Source organism: Paenibacillus illinoisensis NBRC 15959 (assembly GCF_004000925.1).
Lineage (GTDB): Bacteria > Bacillota > Bacilli > Paenibacillales > Paenibacillaceae > Paenibacillus > Paenibacillus illinoisensis.
The window spans coordinates 716,417-734,461 of the sequence record NZ_BIME01000001.1 but is presented as its reverse complement, the minus strand read 5'-3'; the positions used below and the strand labels follow the sequence as shown (position 1 = coordinate 734,461).

General features: G+C 47.1%; 16 protein-coding genes. 10 read left to right on the top strand and 6 right to left on the bottom strand.

The annotated features are described in order from the left end of the window. Window positions 1-93: 93 nt before the first annotated feature. Together PIL01S_RS03085 and PIL01S_RS03080 are read right to left on the bottom strand one after the other, a co-directional pair. Window positions 94-2,184 carry an ABC transporter ATP-binding protein gene (locus tag PIL01S_RS03085; RefSeq protein ID WP_127536203.1) on the bottom strand — a complete coding sequence of 697 codons (2,091 nt, stop codon included), beginning with the start codon at window positions 2,182-2,184 and terminating at the stop codon, window positions 94-96. A gap of 12 nt (window positions 2,185-2,196) precedes the next feature. Beyond that, a complete protein-coding gene (locus tag PIL01S_RS03080; protein WP_095358556.1) occupies window positions 2,197-3,942 on the bottom strand; it encodes an ABC transporter ATP-binding protein in 1,746 nt (581 codons plus the stop codon). 494 nt (window positions 3,943-4,436) lie between these two features. On the opposite strand from PIL01S_RS03080, the gene PIL01S_RS03075 reads away from it, so the two are divergent. Both PIL01S_RS03075 and PIL01S_RS03070 read left to right on the top strand, forming a co-directional pair. Continuing rightward, entirely contained in the window at window positions 4,437-4,733 is a 297-nt protein-coding gene (locus tag PIL01S_RS03075; protein ID WP_127536202.1) for a HesB/YadR/YfhF family protein, read from the top strand. Window positions 4,734-4,858: 125 nt separating this feature from the next. Further along, window positions 4,859-5,308, top strand: coding sequence for an NUDIX domain-containing protein (locus PIL01S_RS03070; protein WP_127536201.1), 450 nt, complete (start codon window positions 4,859-4,861; stop codon window positions 5,306-5,308). Between the two features lie 83 nt (window positions 5,309-5,391). Here the strand turns inward: PIL01S_RS03070 and PIL01S_RS03065 are convergent, their stop codons facing one another. From PIL01S_RS03065 to PIL01S_RS03055, 3 genes are all read right to left on the bottom strand, one after another. Continuing rightward, a complete protein-coding gene (locus tag PIL01S_RS03065) occupies window positions 5,392-5,904 on the bottom strand; it encodes an ADP-heptose synthase (RefSeq protein WP_095287670.1) in 513 nt (170 codons plus the stop codon). A gap of 183 nt (window positions 5,905-6,087) precedes the next feature. Beyond that, window positions 6,088-6,531, bottom strand: a complete 444-nt coding sequence (locus PIL01S_RS03060) for a DUF441 domain-containing protein (protein ID WP_095287669.1) — start codon at window positions 6,529-6,531, stop codon at window positions 6,088-6,090. Between the two features lie 5 nt (window positions 6,532-6,536). Further along, complete coding sequence (locus PIL01S_RS03055; RefSeq protein ID WP_127536200.1) at window positions 6,537-7,535, bottom strand: YpdA family putative bacillithiol disulfide reductase; 999 nt, start codon at window positions 7,533-7,535, stop codon at window positions 6,537-6,539. Window positions 7,536-7,705: 170 nt separating this feature from the next. Here PIL01S_RS03055 and PIL01S_RS03050 point away from each other — a divergent pair, with 170 nt between their 5' ends. The 6 genes from PIL01S_RS03050 (at window position 7,706) to PIL01S_RS29415 (ending at window position 12,891) form a co-directional block, all read left to right on the top strand. Further along, the gene (locus PIL01S_RS03050) at window positions 7,706-8,299 is read left to right on the top strand and encodes a DUF2087 domain-containing protein (protein ID WP_095358552.1); all 594 of its coding nucleotides are present in this window, start codon (window positions 7,706-7,708) and stop codon (window positions 8,297-8,299) included. Window positions 8,300-8,823: 524 nt separating this feature from the next. After that, on the top strand, window positions 8,824-9,903 hold the full coding sequence (gene rsgA / locus PIL01S_RS03045; RefSeq protein WP_127536614.1) for a ribosome small subunit-dependent GTPase A: 1,080 nt from the start codon (window positions 8,824-8,826) through the stop codon (window positions 9,901-9,903). A gap of 55 nt (window positions 9,904-9,958) precedes the next feature. After that, on the top strand, window positions 9,959-10,297 hold the full coding sequence (locus tag PIL01S_RS03040; RefSeq protein WP_127536199.1) for a L,D-transpeptidase: 339 nt from the start codon (window positions 9,959-9,961) through the stop codon (window positions 10,295-10,297). Between the two features lie 114 nt (window positions 10,298-10,411). Continuing rightward, window positions 10,412-10,957, top strand: a complete 546-nt coding sequence (locus PIL01S_RS03035) for a GNAT family N-acetyltransferase (protein WP_127536198.1) — start codon at window positions 10,412-10,414, stop codon at window positions 10,955-10,957. A 103-nt stretch (window positions 10,958-11,060) separates the two neighbouring features. Continuing rightward, window positions 11,061-12,536 carry an aldehyde dehydrogenase family protein gene (locus tag PIL01S_RS03030; RefSeq protein WP_127536197.1) on the top strand — a complete coding sequence of 492 codons (1,476 nt, stop codon included), beginning with the start codon at window positions 11,061-11,063 and terminating at the stop codon, window positions 12,534-12,536. 202 nt (window positions 12,537-12,738) lie between these two features. Beyond that, the gene (locus PIL01S_RS29415) at window positions 12,739-12,891 is read left to right on the top strand and encodes a hypothetical protein (RefSeq protein WP_164764155.1); all 153 of its coding nucleotides are present in this window, start codon (window positions 12,739-12,741) and stop codon (window positions 12,889-12,891) included. A 101-nt stretch (window positions 12,892-12,992) separates the two neighbouring features. On the opposite strand, the gene PIL01S_RS03025 is transcribed toward PIL01S_RS29415, so the two are convergent. Continuing rightward, window positions 12,993-13,232, bottom strand: a complete 240-nt coding sequence (locus PIL01S_RS03025; protein ID WP_095287663.1) for a hypothetical protein — start codon at window positions 13,230-13,232, stop codon at window positions 12,993-12,995. 422 nt (window positions 13,233-13,654) lie between these two features. On the opposite strand from PIL01S_RS03025, the gene PIL01S_RS03020 reads away from it, so the two are divergent. Beyond that, window positions 13,655-13,975: a hypothetical protein gene (locus PIL01S_RS03020; protein ID WP_062326145.1), complete on the top strand. Its 321-nt coding sequence runs from the start codon at window positions 13,655-13,657 to the stop codon at window positions 13,973-13,975. A gap of 55 nt (window positions 13,976-14,030) precedes the next feature. Continuing rightward, window positions 14,031-18,035: a type VII secretion protein EssC gene (gene essC, locus PIL01S_RS03015; RefSeq protein WP_127536196.1), complete on the top strand. Its 4,005-nt coding sequence runs from the start codon at window positions 14,031-14,033 to the stop codon at window positions 18,033-18,035. Window positions 18,036-18,045: the final 10 nt, after the last annotated feature.

The following is an 18,045-nucleotide window of genomic DNA, read 5'->3' as shown; positions in this document are numbered from 1 at the left end:
CGCCCTGTGCGCAGACCGGAAAGTCTGCGCACAGGGCGGGAATAAGAGAACTTTGGACATTGTATAGTCAATGAATGTCTTATGAATAAAGAGTTATAGATTACCTCCAGCTAAGGAAGGGGTTGTAGGGATAACCTGACCTGAGCTGCTGCTCTCATTTCCCCCGCTAACCGCTTGTGCGCCTTGTTGAAGCTGATACATCTGATAATATCGTCCTTGAAGTTCCATCAGTTCATCGTGAGCACCCTGTTCCACAATGCGACCGCGGTGCAGGACCAGAATCTGGTCAGCCGAACGAATGGTGGAGAGGCGGTGCGCGATGATGAATGTGGTCCGTCCTTTTTTGAGGACTTCCAGTGCATTTTGAATCAAGGCTTCCGTTTCCGTATCGATATTGGCCGTTGCCTCGTCGAGAATAAGAATAGCCGGATCAAAGGCGAGTGCTCGGGCGAAAGAAACTAATTGACGTTGTCCGGCAGATAGCGTACTTCCTTTTTCGATAACGGGTTCATCGAATCCCTGAGGCAGATGTGCCAGGATCCGTTCTGCTCCTACATCACGAAGCGCTTGCTCGATCTGTGCGCGAGTAATGTGCTCATCTCCAAGACTTACATTAGACGCAATGGTGCCGGTGAACAGATAGGGATCCTGAAGCACGATCCCCATATGCTGCCGAATCCACTGTTTCGGCAACTCCTTGACGTTCTGACCGTCGATGGTAATCTTACCTTTTTGCGGATCATAGAACCTGAATAACAGGTTAATAATCGAGCTTTTACCTGAACCGGTATGACCAACCAAGGCAACAGTTTGGCCCTGTGAGGCTTTGAACGAGATATTGTTCAGCACGAAGTCCTTTTTATATGCGAAGGATACATCGTCAAATACCACATTTCCCTTGTATCTTGGCATCGAGCCATCGGTTACCGGTTCTCCCTGTTCGTCCATTAGCTCAAAGACACGTCCAGCGGATACGAGGGAGGAATCCAGGTTCGCCAGTTGGTTGACCATGCCGGTGATCGGTTGGAACAAACGACCCAGAACATCGACGAATGCATACAGAACACCCAGTGATATAATACTGGAGCCGTCCAGCACACTGGAACCGAAGTACCATAGAACAACGGCAAAGGCGATATTCCGCAATACATTTACCAGGTTGTGAGAAGTGAAGGCGTTTAAGTTCAGCATTTTGTTCTGATGTTTCATATAATCGTCGTTCAGATCTTCGAATTCCTGTTTGGTCTGCTTCTGGTGACGGAATACGCGAATAATGGACATCCCTTGAATGGATTCATTAATGATCGCATTGATCTCACTCAGCCGTGAACGAATAATGGTATTGTAACGGGTAGCGAATTTACGATAGAGCACAATCCACAGAATCAGCATCGGTACAACGAACAACGAGATCAGTCCGAGGCGGAAATCCAGCAGGAAGAGGGCGACATATACACCTGTAATCGTAATGATCCCTGAGAAAAAGTTCGATAGCACGGCAACGAACAGATCCTTAACGGCTTCCGTATCGTTTGTGACCCTAGAAACGACTTTACCTGCGGGAAGATTATCAAAAAAGTGTACGGGCAGCCGTTGAATATGGGCGTAGACATCATTACGAAGCCTTTGAATAACCTTGTTTGCAGAGGATTGCAGCCAGTAGGTTTTACCAAACTCCATAATGACCGAGATCACGAGAAAGATCATGTAATATACAATTAATTGATAGATGCTTGGCATCTCAGGTTTGTAAAAAGCAAAGAGTTCACCCGCGGAAAGCGGCTCTGCCGCATATTGGCCGGTCACTTCACCCGCACGCGTAACCGTCAAAGTTCCATTTTCATATGAACGATCTCCATCGGGTGCAGTTACAGGTTCATTGACGAAATAAAAGCTTTTACCGGCTTGCAGTACTCTGACTTCGGCACCTTTCACTTCACCGGCTTCGAATCTGCCTTCTCGTTTGTAATTCTTGCCGTTGTATACAGCGGCTTCGGATGAAGCCCCCGTTTCATAGAACGGCTGTTCAATGGCTAGTAGATGATTGTCAATCATCGACTTGGCGATGAACGGACCGGCGAGCTCAGCCGCTACACCGATCGTTAACATGATTAATGCTGCAATAAAAGTACCTTTGGCTTTCAGGGCATATTGCAGCAGCCTTTTGCCTGTATTCGACTTCAAAACGTTGACCTCCTACGTGGACAGATTGGATTCCACCTGCTGCCGTTCATATTGTTCACGGTACCAGCCGTTCATGGCAAGCAGTTCCTGGTGGGTTCCTTCTTCCGTAATTTTCCCGTGCTCCAGTACGATGATCCGGTCTGCGTGTTCAATGGCGGACAGGCGGTGCGTTGAGATCAGCGTGGTTTTGCCCGAGCGTTTGTTGCGTATATTTTCAATGATTTTGGCTTCCGTTCTTGCATCGACTGCAGATAAGGCATCATCGAGGATCAGAATATCCGGATCGGCAATAAAGGCACGTGCCAGAGATACCCGCTGTTTTTGTCCCCCCGACAGGGCAATTCCCTTTTCACCAACAAGGGTATCCAGTCCATCGGATAATGTCCCCAAATCTCCATCAAAGGCTGCGGTACGGATGGCTTCCATAATGACTTCATCACTTGCACCCGGCTTGCCGAATTGAATGTTTTGACGAACTGACTTGGAGAATAGCACTTGCTCTTGCGGAACGTAACCGATCCAGCTGTGTAAGTCATCCTTGGCGATCTCCTGAATCGGATGGCCCGATATGCTTAATGTACCGGAACCTGCAGGGTATTCATGAAGCAGCTGTTTGAGCAGGGTGGACTTACCGCTTCCCGTACGTCCCACGACACCGAGTGTCTGACCACGGCGAAGCGAGAAGCTGACATGGCTAAGATTATCGACAGTGGAACTTGGATAGCGGAATGTCACATCACGCATCGAGATCTCTTCAGGATTCGTAATATGTGCTGGCTGATCAACGTCCTGAACAGCAGGCTCTACAGATAAAGTTTCGTTAACCCGGTCCAGTGAGGCGCTGCCACGCTGCATCAGGTTAATCAGTTCGCCAATGGCAAACATAGGCCAGATCATCATCCCCAGATACATATTGAACGATACGAGATCTCCAAGGGTAATTTCATTGTGGAACACGAGATAAATCCCATAGGCTAACGCAATTACATAACTGAGACCGACACACAGCCGAATCGTAGGTTCAAACAGTGCATCCATCTTGGCAACAGCTAGGTTTTTGCGATAAACGTCTTCGGTGACATCAGCAAACCGCTTCTGATCCAGACGTTCCTGAACATAAGCGCGAACGACACGAATACCCGCGATGGATTCAAGAACCTGATCATTCATATCCCCGAATGCATCTTGTGCCAAAGTATAACGTTGATGGACGGCTTTCCCGTAGATCATCATGGCAATGGCGATAAATGGTAATGGCAGAATTGCAGCAAGGGTTAGTTTCCAGCTCACCAGAAAACCCATCGCGAACAAGACGGTAGCCAGAAAGGCAGTTGAGTCCGTTAATGTCAGCATGCCGAAGCCTGCTGTTGTGGCAATGGAACGAAGGTCGTTGGTCGCACGAGCCATCAGATCTCCCGTTCTGTTCTTCTCAAAGAAGGGCGGGGTCATCCGCAGCAGGTGATCCATGAAACGCGATCGCAACAAGCGTTCAACCAGATTCGCACCACCAAACAGTTTGTGCATCCATATGTACGTGGTCAGATAGATAATAACGACTGTTCCTAGAATAAGTAAAATGTAACGTGTGAGTGAGGCGCCAGTAATGGAACCGCGCACAATCTCGTCAATGGCATTGCCTAGCAGACGAGGGGGGAGCAGTTCGGCTACACCCACGAGAATGAGCAAAATGACACCAATCAGGTATCGTTTGCGTTCCAGCCGGAAGAACCAGGCCAGGTTTTTGAGTACAGAGAACAAGTGGTATCCCTTCCTTTCAAGTGTCAGTGAAATACGTTATCTACTCATGTGTACCGGTTTCTACCCACAAAAAAAGACATACCGCACGCAGGCGGTATGTCTTGGATATCAATCATACGGCGCATGGCTCCGAGAGCAGAGCCACCGCTGAACATAAGTATCGAAAGTGTGCGCAGCAGGTAACCTTATTCAGGATTACTGCAGTGCTGACTTAAGTACGGAATAACGATTTCGAGGGCGCTCCGGTATTTAATTGTGAGCTGAATAGACCATCCATATGAATGTTAAACACCGTAATCACCCTTTCTGTTTTGGAAATAAATTGAATGTGGATCTCGTATGTTTGCATCTTAACACCGCCTTTTGGGATCTGTCAAACTTTTTTCACAATTGCATGAGCAGCTCTTTTTGTTTATTTCTGTGGTGTAATGTTTGAACTCAAGCCCATCAAGCGATATGATGTAACATATATATAGAGAAGGAGCTGACATCAAATGAGTACCATACATGTATCTGACCGCGCTGCCCGCTGGTATAAAGACGAACTAAACTTGAACGAAGGAGACAGCATCCGATTCTTCGCGCGTTATAGCTCCGGCGGAGGTCTCCACCCCGGTTTTTCACTGGGAATCGCTGTTGAGGAACCGCGCCATCCGGCTGAACAAACAGAAGTTTCGGGGATTCGCTTTTTTATGGAAGATCACGATTATTGGTACCTGAAAGGCCACAAGCTGCATGTCGATGTAGTGGAAGAAGGACAAGATATCGAATATCGTTATACTGAGGTCTAATCAGGGTTGTTCTTGCGATACCTTCAGTTCAACCTGTGTAACGAGGTGAAGGTACTGGAGTGAAATGTGCCTAAGCATGGATTGTACCGCTGGCTTCTGCCGGCTTCGAACAGGAGGGATAGGAATTGAATCCGCCAGCCCGAGATTTGGCCCAATATATTGCACGTCGTTCCCATATTCTGGTGAAGGCAGCAGTTTGGGCTGAAAACGAACGAGGTGAATTGTTGTTGATCCAGCACGCCGAGCAAGGTCATTGGCGTATTCCCGTTGGACTAATGCGTCCTGGCGAAGCCATTGAAGATACAGCTCACAGGGAATTGTGGGAGGAGACGGGATGGACAGCAAACAGCATGACACTTGAAACACTGCATTCGGGTCCCGACCTGAGACAGCTGCATTCCAGCGGGGATGAAGATTATTATGTGATCGCCCTGTTCCGAGCCCGAATCATTCAGGATCGTCTGGTGGAATCGCGAGTAAACAGCGAGGCAGGGTTGAAGTTTTTTGACCCGAGATCACTTCCGGTGCTGAATAGTCTAAGTCGTATGTTGCTTGAAGGTAAAATACTAGATTAAACGGCAAGACCAAAGAAGCCTTTCCAACGGGGGAAGGCTTCTTTGGTCTATATCACATGCGCATACAGAACTCTTCAGATCAGCTAGACCTGATCGAGCGGTTCTTCGTCCATCGCAAAATCAAAGTCATCAATATCAAATACTTGCACAGGGGCCGATGACTCTATAATTCGTGCGATCAGTTCAACCTGATCCGTGAGAATTGGGATGCTCAGGCGCTGTGAAGTGAGCAGCAGCTCTGTCTCAATCGGATCGAAATACTCACCATACTGTGCTGTATCCACCGCATTGATAATAGCGATGGACACCTGATCACCAAACAGGATGGACGGGCTTTTTGCCCAAGGAACGGATAGGGCACGTTCGATCTTCTTCTTATTAAGCGGTTCTTCAAAATAAGAAATAATCTCGTTAATTTTCGATTTAACATGCTGATCATCAGCAGGGTTATCCATCAAAGGATCCGGGCTGACCTGAAATTCATATAACTCCAAGACGGTGGTATAAGGAACAATATATTCAACAGGCGCGGGCGGCGCGAGCAATTGACCGTAAATAGCCACCATCACGGCTTCTGTAATAAACTGACGTGACATGGTACCTGAATCCTCCTGCGGCCATTAATAATTGCGAGGTGAATCAATTTGGTTATGCAAACGAATACAAATTAAATTGATTTCTCTGCTATGGACATGGATGCATGAATTGCATGAATAGTAGTATATCATACAACGGTGGGAAATACAGCCAGTCAGTAGAATGTCAAGTCCCAACTTTAATCAGGATTTGCCGAGCAGCAGGGACAGTATTCCTGCCGCAATCAGTGGTCCTACAGGGACTCCTTTGAATAGGGCAACCCCAAGTACGGTTCCAATAAGTAACCCAGCAACAACTGTTGGCTGCGTACTCATAAGCGTAGCGCCCCGTCCACCCAGATAAGCCACAAGTAAGCCCACACCTATGGCGAGCAGCGATTTCCAGTGAAGGAAAGACTCTCCAATCGTCTGCAGACTCATCTTGCCGCTGGCAAGGGGCGCCATGACCCCGATTGTCAAGATGATAATGCCAAGCGTAAGTCCGTATTTTTCAAGCCAAGGAAAGGCTTGGTTCACATTCAATACACGTAACAGGAGCAGAAATACCATAGCTACAGTCACAGGTGTATTGCTGCTGATAATACCAAGTGCTGCAAACACGAGCAACAGCAAAGAGGTCATATCCATGGATTTCAATTCCCTTCAGCCTGCCCGCGTTGCCGACTTACGATATGCTCCGCAATATATTTTCCATGCCAGCGACCGGATTCGATGAATACTTCATTGGCATTGCGTCCTGAGGCGATGACTCCGCCAACGTAAACTCCTGGTACGCTGCTTTCCATCGTTTCCACATTGTACACAGGTTTGTCCAGGTCATCTGACATTTCAACGCCGACGGAAGAAAGCAGTTTGCGGTCTGGACGGAAACCGGTCAAAGCCAGTACGAAGTCGTTATCAAGTTCACTTGTTGATCCATCTGCATGAAGCAGGCGAATGGAATCATCCAAAATCTCATTAACCCGTGCACCGAGATGGAGCGTAATACGGCCTTTTTGAACCATGCTCTCAAATAGAGGGCGTACCCATGGCTTGATATGCTCGGACAGACCCGTACCCCGATATACCATGTCAATGTGGGCGCCTACACGGACGAGTTCCATCGCTGCATCCACGGCGGAATTGCTGCCTCCGATGATTGCAACACGCGTACGGGTGTAGGGATGTGCTTCCCGGAAATAGTGAGTAACTTTATCTTTGTCTTCTCCCGGAATACCGAGGTAATTCGGGTGGTCGAAGTAACCTGTTGCAACAACGACATTGCGTCCCTGATGAATAATGCTTTCCCCGCGGCGGTTGACCGTATGTACTTCAAAGGTTGCATCGTCTCTACGTTTGATTTCGCGGGCTTCCTCATAATTATGAACACGCAGGCCGAAGTGTTCGGCTACTTTGCGATAATAGGCGAGTGCCTCGTAGCGGAAAGGTTTGTCGTTTGGCGAACTGAACGGGACATTTCCGATCTCGAGCAGTTCCGCTGTGCTAAAAAATTGCATATGGGTTGGATACAGATAGATGGATTGTACAATATTGTACTTCTCTACAATGACAGCTGACAGACCCAGCCGTTCACATTCGATGGCAGCAGATAGACCACAAGGTCCTCCACCAATGATAATTACATCTTCCATGTTCTTACTCCTCCTTCATTCAAGCAATATTATCCTACCGTAAATAGTCATGTAATGCCAGTTCACGCCAGGAATTGACGGAAGAAAATTCCGAATAACAGGTTTGACTTTATAGATAGAAAAGATTAACATCAAATTAGATATTTATCTAAACGAAAGAGGCGACGCCTATGCAACTGGAGAAAATTGTGGCTTACCACAAAGCCCTGGCTGATCCTACTCGGCTTCGTATGCTGTTATTGCTGTCTGAGGGTGAATTGCACGGACAGGCACTTGCCGAAAAGCTGAATTTGTCCCAGCCTACAGTTACTCATCACGCATCCAAGTTGAGAGAAGCAGCATTGATCAAGGAACGGAGAGAGAAAAATACGGTGTTTTTCTCTCTCAACCCATCCTTTATACGGGAGCATGCTCAGGCTTCCGTTGACTTTATTTTTAAAAGGGAGGAGGTAGCTGATATGAGTGATGTGAACGAAACGCTAAAAGCATCGGTCATGCGAAATTTCTTTTCCAAAGATGGACGCTTGCGTCAAATTCCTGCCCAGTACAAGAAGAAGCTGATCGTGCTTGGTCATCTGGTTGAACAGCTTGAATTCGGACGCAAGTATACGGAGAAAGAAATCAATGAATTTATTCGTACGTACCATGAGGATTTTGCCACCATTCGCCGTGAATTCATCATGCATCAATTTATGTATCGGGAAGATGGGATCTACGAGCTTAATCCGAAGGAAATGTGGACACGCTGGGATCAGGTAAAATAACGATTATCATAAAAGAAATGAAAGCAATGAAATTAAAACAGGCAGGCAATTTATAATTAGGCTTGACAAAAGCAGAGTACAGTGTGTAACATGTTGGATAAATCTACAAGGGAGGCGATGTTATATGACAAACCTAACGGCAGTATACGTTAATTTGAATATGGACAGCGTCTCCGGAACGGATCAAAGCATGTAATTGTATGTGGATTGGACAGGTATGTTCACATTCGCATTGAGTATAATTACATGTGCAGATGAAGTCACGGGTGACGCACCCGTGGCTTTTTTTGATTACCGGAAAAGAAGGGTGTCCTGTATTGCATGCTGCAGGTTGTTAAACTTAACGTTCTGCTGATAGTGCTTATAGGGGGATCTTGATTCTGTTAACTTCGAATTGCCGCGGGTGGTTTATCACTCGTGGTTTATTTTATTTGCGTTTAATCCGATCTGGAGGGCTCGTTCACATCATGGGTAGGTAGTTATAAAAACATAATTTAGGAGGAAATTCTAATTTGAACAATCACATGGAGAAGTACGGCTGGTCTGCTGAATGGCAGGAATTTTGGCAGCAATCCGGGATGGAACAACAACTGAGAAAACCTGCGCGAGTCATAGCTGACCACGGACAATTGCAGCGTCTTATTACAGACGGTGGCGAATGCTGGGGAAGGGTATCAGGACGTATGCGTCATGACAACCTGGAGACAGGGACACTTCCTGCAGTAGGGGATTGGGTAGCAATGACGGGTGAGCCCGGAGAAGAGGCTACAATTCACGGTATTCTCTCAAGGAAGAGCCGGGTATCCAGGCAGGCTGCCGGGTCCGTAACGAAAGAGCAGCTTATTGCTGCAAACGTGGATACGTTGCTGATCGTCGCAGCGCTTAATCATGATTTTAACCTTAGACGGTTGGAGCGGTATATTATGATGGCCTGGAATGGAGGGGTTAGACCTGTCATCGTTTTGAGCAAGAGTGATCTATGCACTGATGTAGAGGAAAAAAGGGCGATGGTAGAAGGGATTGCCCCAGGCATTGAAGTACTGGCGCTGTCAGCTGCCCAGGATCATGGAAAAGCTTCACTTGAAACCTATCTGCAGCCAGGGACCACAGTAGCCTTGACGGGTTCTTCAGGAAGCGGTAAGTCTACTCTTGTCAACTGGATGATGGGACGGAATGTACAGCTTACCCAATCCGTCCGGGAGGACGATAGCCGTGGAAGACATACGACAACCCATCGGGAGATGTTCGTTTTGCCCCAAGGGGCTGTACTCATTGATACACCTGGTATGCGTGAGCTGAACCTGTGGGACGAGGGCAATGATGGACTTTCCCAGGCGTTTGGTGAAATTGAGCAACTTGCTGAAGCATGCAGATTCGTGGACTGCAGTCATACACGTGAAGCGGGCTGTGCTGTTACCGAAGCCATTCAAAATGGGTCTCTGGAAGAAAAAAGGCTAAACAATTACCTGAAAATGCAGAAGGAATTGCAGTATCAGCAGCGGAAAGAAGCAGTTGCTTCCAAGCGGCGGACGGCTACAAGCAAACCTGCGAATTCACGTAAACCCAAACATGCCCGGAGAGTAAACGATTGGGAAGAGCTCTAAATTAGGCGGGCATCCTTATGGCTTCAGCATAGAATAGGTCAGGAGGGATGTCATAATGCCGGATTACAGAATTATTGTAGATCTGTCGGATCACATGTTATATCTTCTGGATGGCGATCAGGTAGTTAAGGGGTATCCTGTGGCAACAGGCAAGATGCTTACTCAGACTCCAAACGGGGAATTTACCATTGTCAATAAACAAGTCAATCCGGGTGGACCCTTTGGTGTACTGTGGATGGGGTTATCTGAACCTCATTATGGCATCCATGGGACGAATGAACCTTCGTCTATCGGCAAGTCTGTATCACACGGATGTATCCGTATGTACAATCCAGATGTGTTGGATCTCTCTTCAAAGGTATCTGTAGGCACAAGAGTAACGATCCGGCCCTAAGGGCTGATCGCTACTCTTTCCTAAATTGGACTATATGGATGGATTTGGTAAATAGAATCAACATGCTTATAATAATGTACAATCACTACAATCTGAGAGGTAGGTGAATGTTCGTTGATACAGATCAGACAAGCCCGTGAAGGGGATGCAGAAGGAATTGCCTATGTACATACTGAGAGTTGGAAGACGACATATCGCAATATTATACCGGATGATTTTTTGGATCATTTGACTACAGAATCAAGAATATCTCAATGGGAGCAAACCATACGCTCTGACGAAAAAAATCAGATTCTGGTGGTGGCTGAACAGCCGGGAGGGAATATTGTCGGATTTGCCTGCGGAGGAAGGGAGCGCGAAGGTAAGCTGCCTTATGATGCAGAGTTATATGCCATTTATTTGCTCGAAGATGTGCAGCAAAAGGGAATTGGTCAGCAACTGGCTGTACAAGTTGTTCGGTATCTTCATTCTCTGGACATGAAGCGTCTGTTGATCTGGGCATTGGAGCGAAATTCGGCATGCCGTTTTTATGAAAAGATGGGTGGAAGTCCTGTCCATACACAACCCATACGAATAGGAGGGCAAGATCTGATTGAGATAGCCTACGGCTGGGAGAAGCTGAATGATTTTGCCAGACAGGATGCGCCTCCATCTGAATAGTAGAGTCTGAGTGACGCGTTTGCGCAATCTTTAATCAGGTTAATGAAGTACTACACTTCTTATAGAAGAAGAACATCTAATCCTGATTAGGAGGCGCATCCAGATGACTTTAATGGAGAAAACATCTGCAACTTGGACCAAACAGTATATTAATGGCGATTGGGTAGAAGGCTCCGGTGAGAAAACGATGGAGAACATGAACCCTTATACGGGGGAAGTGATTGCAACCTGGCGTTCTTCCAGTAAGACGGACATAGATCGGGCATACGAAGCCGCCCAAAATAGCTCATTGGAATGGAGAAAGTCCCTGCCAGGTATAAAAGAAGGCATATTGCGAAAAGTGTCATCCTTGATGACCGATCGCAAAGAAGAAATATTGAATCTGCTGATTACAGAATCGGGGAGCACGCGTATTAAGGCAGAATCGGAGTTTGCCGCAGCGAAACGTATCGTGGATGAATCGGCTTCGTTCCCCTACCGAATGAAAGGTGAGCTGATTCCTTCAAACACGCCAGGCAAAGAAAACCGAGTCATTCGCGAACCCAAGGGTGTGGTTGGAGTCATTGGACCATGGAACTTCCCGCTCCATTTGTGTCTTCGCTCCGTTGCTCCGGCCATTGCACTCGGGAATGGTGTAGTTATTAAGCCGGCATCGGACACGCCGATTACGGCAGGCTGGTTGATCGCGGATTTATTTCATCAAGCCGGATTACCTGAAGGTGTCCTGAATGTGGTTGCCGGAAGTGGTGGTGAAATAGGAGATTATTTTGTTGCTCATCCCATTCCCAAGGTGATTTCCTTTACAGGATCGACCAAAGTCGGGCAGGGGATCGGAAAACTGGCAGGAGAACATTTGAAAGAAACAGCACTTGAGCTTGGCGGTAATAATGCAATGGTGGTACTCGAAGACGCAGACATTGAGCGAGCCGCCGAGGCTGCGGTTTTTGGCAAATTTCTTCATCAGGGGCAGATCTGCATGGCACTCAACCGGATCATCATACATGCCGATATATATGACCAATTTGTCAAATCGTTCGTGGACAAAACGAAGCGCATACGGACAGGCGATCCTGCAGATTCAGAAACGATGGTAGGTCCCCTTATTCGTGAAAAAGAAGTACGGCGCTTGTTGGAATGGATCCAAACTGCTCAGGAAGAGGGGGCGCGCTTGCTTCATGGCGGATCAGGTAAGGGCAGTGTGTTGGAACCGACGGTGCTTGTGGATGTCAAACCTGAACAGGATATTGTCCAACAGGAACTGTTTGGTCCGGTGGCCGTCCTCATGCGTGCAGAGGACGAGCAAGAAGCTGTCCGTCTAGCAAATGATACACCATATGGATTAAGTGGTTCTGTATTCACCAGCAATCTGGAGAGGGGTTACCGGGTAGCCCAGAACATTGAATCCGGCATGGTGCATGTGAATGACCAATCTGTAAATGATGAGGCACATGTCATGTTTGGCGGCGAAAAATCTTCCGGAATTGGCCGCTTTGGTGGCGATTGGGCCATCGAGAAATTCACACGTACCCGTTGGATCAGTCTGCAGCATCAATACCGGGATTTCCCTGGCATCAATTAAACCAATCGTTCGAGATAGATCGACATGGAATGCGAAAGTCCGCTCCTGCCTTGAGGTGACGGGCTTTTGCACGTTTTTACATCATGAATTTGGACGTGAAGAAATCCGAGGCAAAAGCTGTTTGGGGCTCGTCCAATCTGGTTATTTATGGATACACGGGAGTACCGATCCGTAAATCCAAAGGTAAAGGGGCTTGAATTCCATGTCCATTGACCGTTTTATTCTGAAAAAATTGAGCACTTGTCAGGAAGAGCATACACGTGCCAATCTGGTTCGGCTGTTTGTCATTCGTATCCGCAGAGCCGAGATCGCAGAGGAGCATGAGACTACTTATGCTGTCAGCAAAGTACATTAAAATAAATAGAGAACCTTGCCTTCATCAAAAAAAGGAAGCTTGTCTTCATGGACAGCTTCCTTTTCCTTGTTTGCATATGCAATTTCTTTACCGACTCTGCTTTAATACAGCGACAAGGCTAGAGAGTCATTTTCACTGCGGCTGTGCAGAATGGCCTCACAACCGACAATCTCAATGCTAATCAAAGAGTGCAGACATTTTTGCAGAGCGCGTTTACCATTACTGATTTTATGCTCAAGGGCACTACTAAGCAGTCTTAATGTCTTTTGCATAGGTTGTTTGTTTTCTTGATTGAAATATACAGGGATTGATTTGTTTTGAAAAGTTATTAGTGTTCTCACTAGAAATCACCTCACGAGAGTTATTTCATACTGGTTATATTAAATTCCAATGCTTAAAATTACCTTAAAATCAGCTTATGAAAACATAAAGGTGGGCAATGTTTGAAAAGTGTTCACAATTTGATTGTGGACGAAGGAATAGGAAGTCCCGAATACAGAATATTCTCTCCCATTTATATGGAAAAAAGAGAATCGTTTTCGCATCCTCGCAACGATTAACGTGAATAATGCCTCAAAAGTTCTGAGTCCATCGGACGATATTTTAATAATTATGTGGGTCATATGTAACAAAAATACAGGTTGTACATTGCAAACAGGGTGTTAATGTAAGAAAATAGGGTTGGAATAACGATTCATCTGCATTTTTTTGATTTAATTTGACATTAGGACAATTTACATATGAGACCATGGGAGGGATTATGATGATTCTTACCGTGTATTCCGGCCGGGAGGAAGGTGAATGGTTCGACATTGAAGTCCCGGATGAGTGTACGATTGAACATTTAAAAACATTGCTGGGGGTGCGGATCTTTGGACAGGCGCCTGGTGATGGTATCCAATACATCCTTGAAGCCAAATTTCCCGAAGGTCTGTGGTTCTCTCCGCAGAACTCGCAGCAGCTGATGGAAACGGGCCTGCGGCAAGGAAGCTGTGTACGGGTTCAGCGGGCATTCTCCACCACTACAGAAGAAGCACCTGTATACGGAAGACGTTCATTATTTCAGCAGGACAGCAACGAATGAGGCTACTTGACGTATACATTCATTATCGAACCAATGATAAGGAGGTCTTCTCTTCGTGAATGTGTTATATCAACGTTCTCCAAGAATGACACCGGTTCTTAAGGAAGAAAGGCTGGAAATTCTCAGACCTCCAACGGAGCCGAGCAAACCTACGTTTTCAATGATTTCTATTATAATACCGATCATGATGACGATGGTCAGTATCGGATTCTACGTATATATCAACATGACGGGCAAAATGGGCAACCCCAGTTATATGATGTTTCAGATGATGACTGTCATGATGATGCTTACGTCATATACCATTCCGTTTTTTGTGTATCTGAGTAACAAAAAGACGTATCGCAAAAAGATCGAAGAACGTAAGGCCATGTACCGAGCACAACTGGATAAGCACCGTGAAGAGCTCAAGGAAGCTCAAGCCGAGCAGGTCAAGAGCCTGTACGAGATTCATGGTGATCCCAATGTTTGTCTCCAAGTCGTGAAGAATCGTAACAGTTCCTTATGGGAGCGTTCACCGGAAGATGACGATTTCTTGCAGGTCCGGATCGGTACGGGAGAAATTCCATTCCGAATTAAACTGCAGGTTCCACGAGTGGATGGTTATGAAAAAGATGAATTAATCGAGGCAGCTCATGAACTTGCAGCAGAATTTGAGACGGTCCCCGATGCTTCCATTACACTCCCGCTGTTCCAATCGAAAGTGATGGGATTGGTGGGGAATCGGGAGGAAGTGCTTGCTTCCCTGCGCGTCATCATTTCACAACTCACGGTGCGGCATTCGCCGGATGAATTGAAGATTGCTGCTTTTTATGAAGAGAAAGAAGCGAAGGAATGGGACTGGCTGCGCTGGTTACCCCATATTTGGGATGAAGATCAGGGACAACGCTATATGGCCGACAGGCACAGCGGTGCGCATCAATTGGCGGACAGCTTGTTTTCCGTGTTAAACCGTCGTCGGAACAACAAAGAGGACCGATACAAAAAAAGTGTGCAGACTCCATGTTATGTGGTGGTTCTCTCGGACACACAGCTTATTGAAGAAGAGCCTCTTCTTCCATTATTGCTTGAATCTGCACAGGAGATCGATGTGTGTACCATTATTCTGGCAAACCGCAAGGAATCCCTTCCGATGCATTGTCAATTGATCATGGAAGCATCCAAAGGCAAGGGCGTGTACATCAAAAAAACGGAAGATGCTGACGTTGTACAGCAGACATACACACCAGATGTGATATCAAAAGAGACCGCTGAGGCACTCTCACGTTACATGTCTCCCATTCGGCTGAAGCGATCTTCCGCTTCGGACATCCCGCAAATCCTTCCGTTATTTGATATGCTTGGCACCTCACGTGTTGAAGACCTAGATGTAATCACCCGCTGGGGCCAGACACGATATCCGGATACGCTGCCTGTACCCATGGGCGTGCGCGCAGGTGGCAAGAAAATTGCCATCAACTTGCATGATAAAATTGAACGTCAGGGTCACGGCCCACACGGATTGATCGCAGGTACGACGGGTTCAGGTAAAAGTGAGGTCATTCAGTCTATCGTGGCTTCCCTGGCTGCCGAGTTCCATCCCCATGACCTGGCCTTTATGTTAATTGACTATAAAGGTGGCGGGATGTCCAATACGTTCGTAGGCCTGCCTCACGTGGTGGGTACAATCACCAACCTGGATGGCAATTTGATTGAACGGGCCAATATCTCGCTTCGGGCCGAATTGGTCAGAAGGCAGAAGATATTGAATGATGCCGGTAACCTTCAGCACATTGATGAATATTACAAGATTTTACGTTCCAGACATGAACAGCCATTGCCTCATTTGGTCATTATTATTGATGAGTTTGCCCAATTGAAACGGGACCAGCCGGAATTCATGGATGAGTTGATTAGTATTGCGGCTATTGGCCGAACACTGGGTGTCCATCTGATTCTGGCAACTCAAAAGCCGGCAGGCGTAGTGGATGACAAAATATGGAGTAACTCCCGTTTCCGCATCTGTCTTCGTGTACAGAGCGAGGGAGACAGCCGGGATATGATCAAAATCCCTAATGCAGCATGGATTACCAAGCCGGGCCGCGGATATTTCCAGGTCGGCAGTGATGAGGTATTTGAGGAAATGCAGTTTGCCTGGAGTGGTGCGCCTTATAACCAGCAGGAGGACACATCAACTGTACTGCCTGTCATGGAGGTGCGTCTTAACGGTAAGAGAGAACCACTTTTGACTGGCGAACGCAGGGCAGTCCTCAAAGGCGAAGATGTTCCTAAGCAACTACAGGTCTTCATCGATTATGTGGCACAGTCTGCCGCAGATGCAGGAATCAAAAGATTGCCTGGTCCATGGCTGCCACCCCTCCCAGAGACGCTCGAATGGGACAGTCTAGCGGATTGGCAGGATGAAGAGCACAGAGAGCTACTGCTTGACGGCGGAGCAAGTGGATTGAAGCCGGTGGTTGGTCTGCTTGACGATCTGCCTAACCAGCGTCAGATGCCTCTTGCACTCCCCGTAGATCAAGGGCATTTGATTGTGTACGGTATGCCTGGTTTGGGTAAAACGACGTTTGTCCAGACTTTGCTGATGTCACTGGCACGTTCTCGACGTACGGATCCATGGCATGGATACATTATTGATATGGGACGGATGATGAAGGACTTTACAGGACTGCCGCAGATCGGTGGCGTTCTGATGGCCGAAGAGGAGGATCGGATCAAGCGTCTTTTCCGGTATATTCTGAAGCTGTCAGCACAGCGCAAGGATATGATCTCGGAGGCAGGGGTTAAAACGATTTCGGCTTATCGTCGTACAGCACATGCAGCTGTTCCACAGATTGTTGTTGTAATTGATGGTTATCTATCATTCCGCAATGCTTACCCAGAAGAGAATGAACTGCTGGAAACGATTCTTCGTGAAGGTGGAAGTCTTGGAATTACGTTCATTCTGACTGCGAATCGGGTGACAGATGTCTTCGAGAAGTTCAGAAGCAACATACCAAACGCGGTATCCTTTGAACTATCCGATCCAAGTGACTATTATTATGCAGTTGGACGGCCTTCCAAGGCACCAAGCCAGCTTCCACCAGGCAGAGGTCTTGTAAAAGGACAGGTACCACCATTAATGTTCCAGGCGGCTTTGCCATCGTCCGGTGAGGATGAAGGGAAACGTTCGTCTGCTCTCCGCGGGTTGATCACAGAGATTCGGGATAGCTGGACAGGAGAAGAGGCTCCGCAGATTGCTCCGCTTCCTGAAGAAGTGAAGCTCAAGGATTTACTTGTAAGTACGGGGGCATTTGCCCAAGTAGGAGAATTTTCGACGGTCAATGTTCCTGTAGGCTTGTTGACAGATGATCTCGAGCCTTTCTTGCTGAACCTGCGTGAAGGTCCGCATTTTATGGTCACAAGTCCCATGGAGGGTGGTAAAACAACATTTTTGTTGACATGGATGTTATCTCTGGCGTATCATGCTTCTCCTGAAGATGTACAAATATATACGGTAGATATGAGATATGGTACCGGAGGACTGGGAGAGATCAGCAGTTTGCCCCATGTCCGCGGACATGTGTCTCGTGAAGAACAGCTTGCGCCTGTGATCCAACAGTTGTACGATGAAGTTCTAAAAAGAGGCGAGTTAAAGGGTGGCCCGGAGATCGTGCTTGTCATCGATGATGCGGATACTCTGTCCAAACAGTTGAATGATTTTAATGTGAAAGATCAATTGGGGGCGATTGTTCGTCAAGGACGGGATCGCGGGATACATGTCATACTTTCGGGTGTTCCAGCTGATTTCCCAACGTTTGGTTCAGACTGGGTAAGTGATGTGAAGGCTTCCCAGAGTGGATTGTTGTTCGGGACTTTAGACCCTAACGATCTCTCGTTCTTCCGTATTCCTTATACCGAATCTGGAGGCAGCTCAGCTGGGCTGAAGGTACTGCCACCAGGTCAAGGTTATTATGTTAAACGCAAATATTCCAGGGTTAAAGGTGCAGTTCCTTGTGATGACACCTGGAAAATGACAGATTGGATTTCTGAAATTCGTGACCGATGGCATGTTGTAGTTTGAGGGGAGGTGG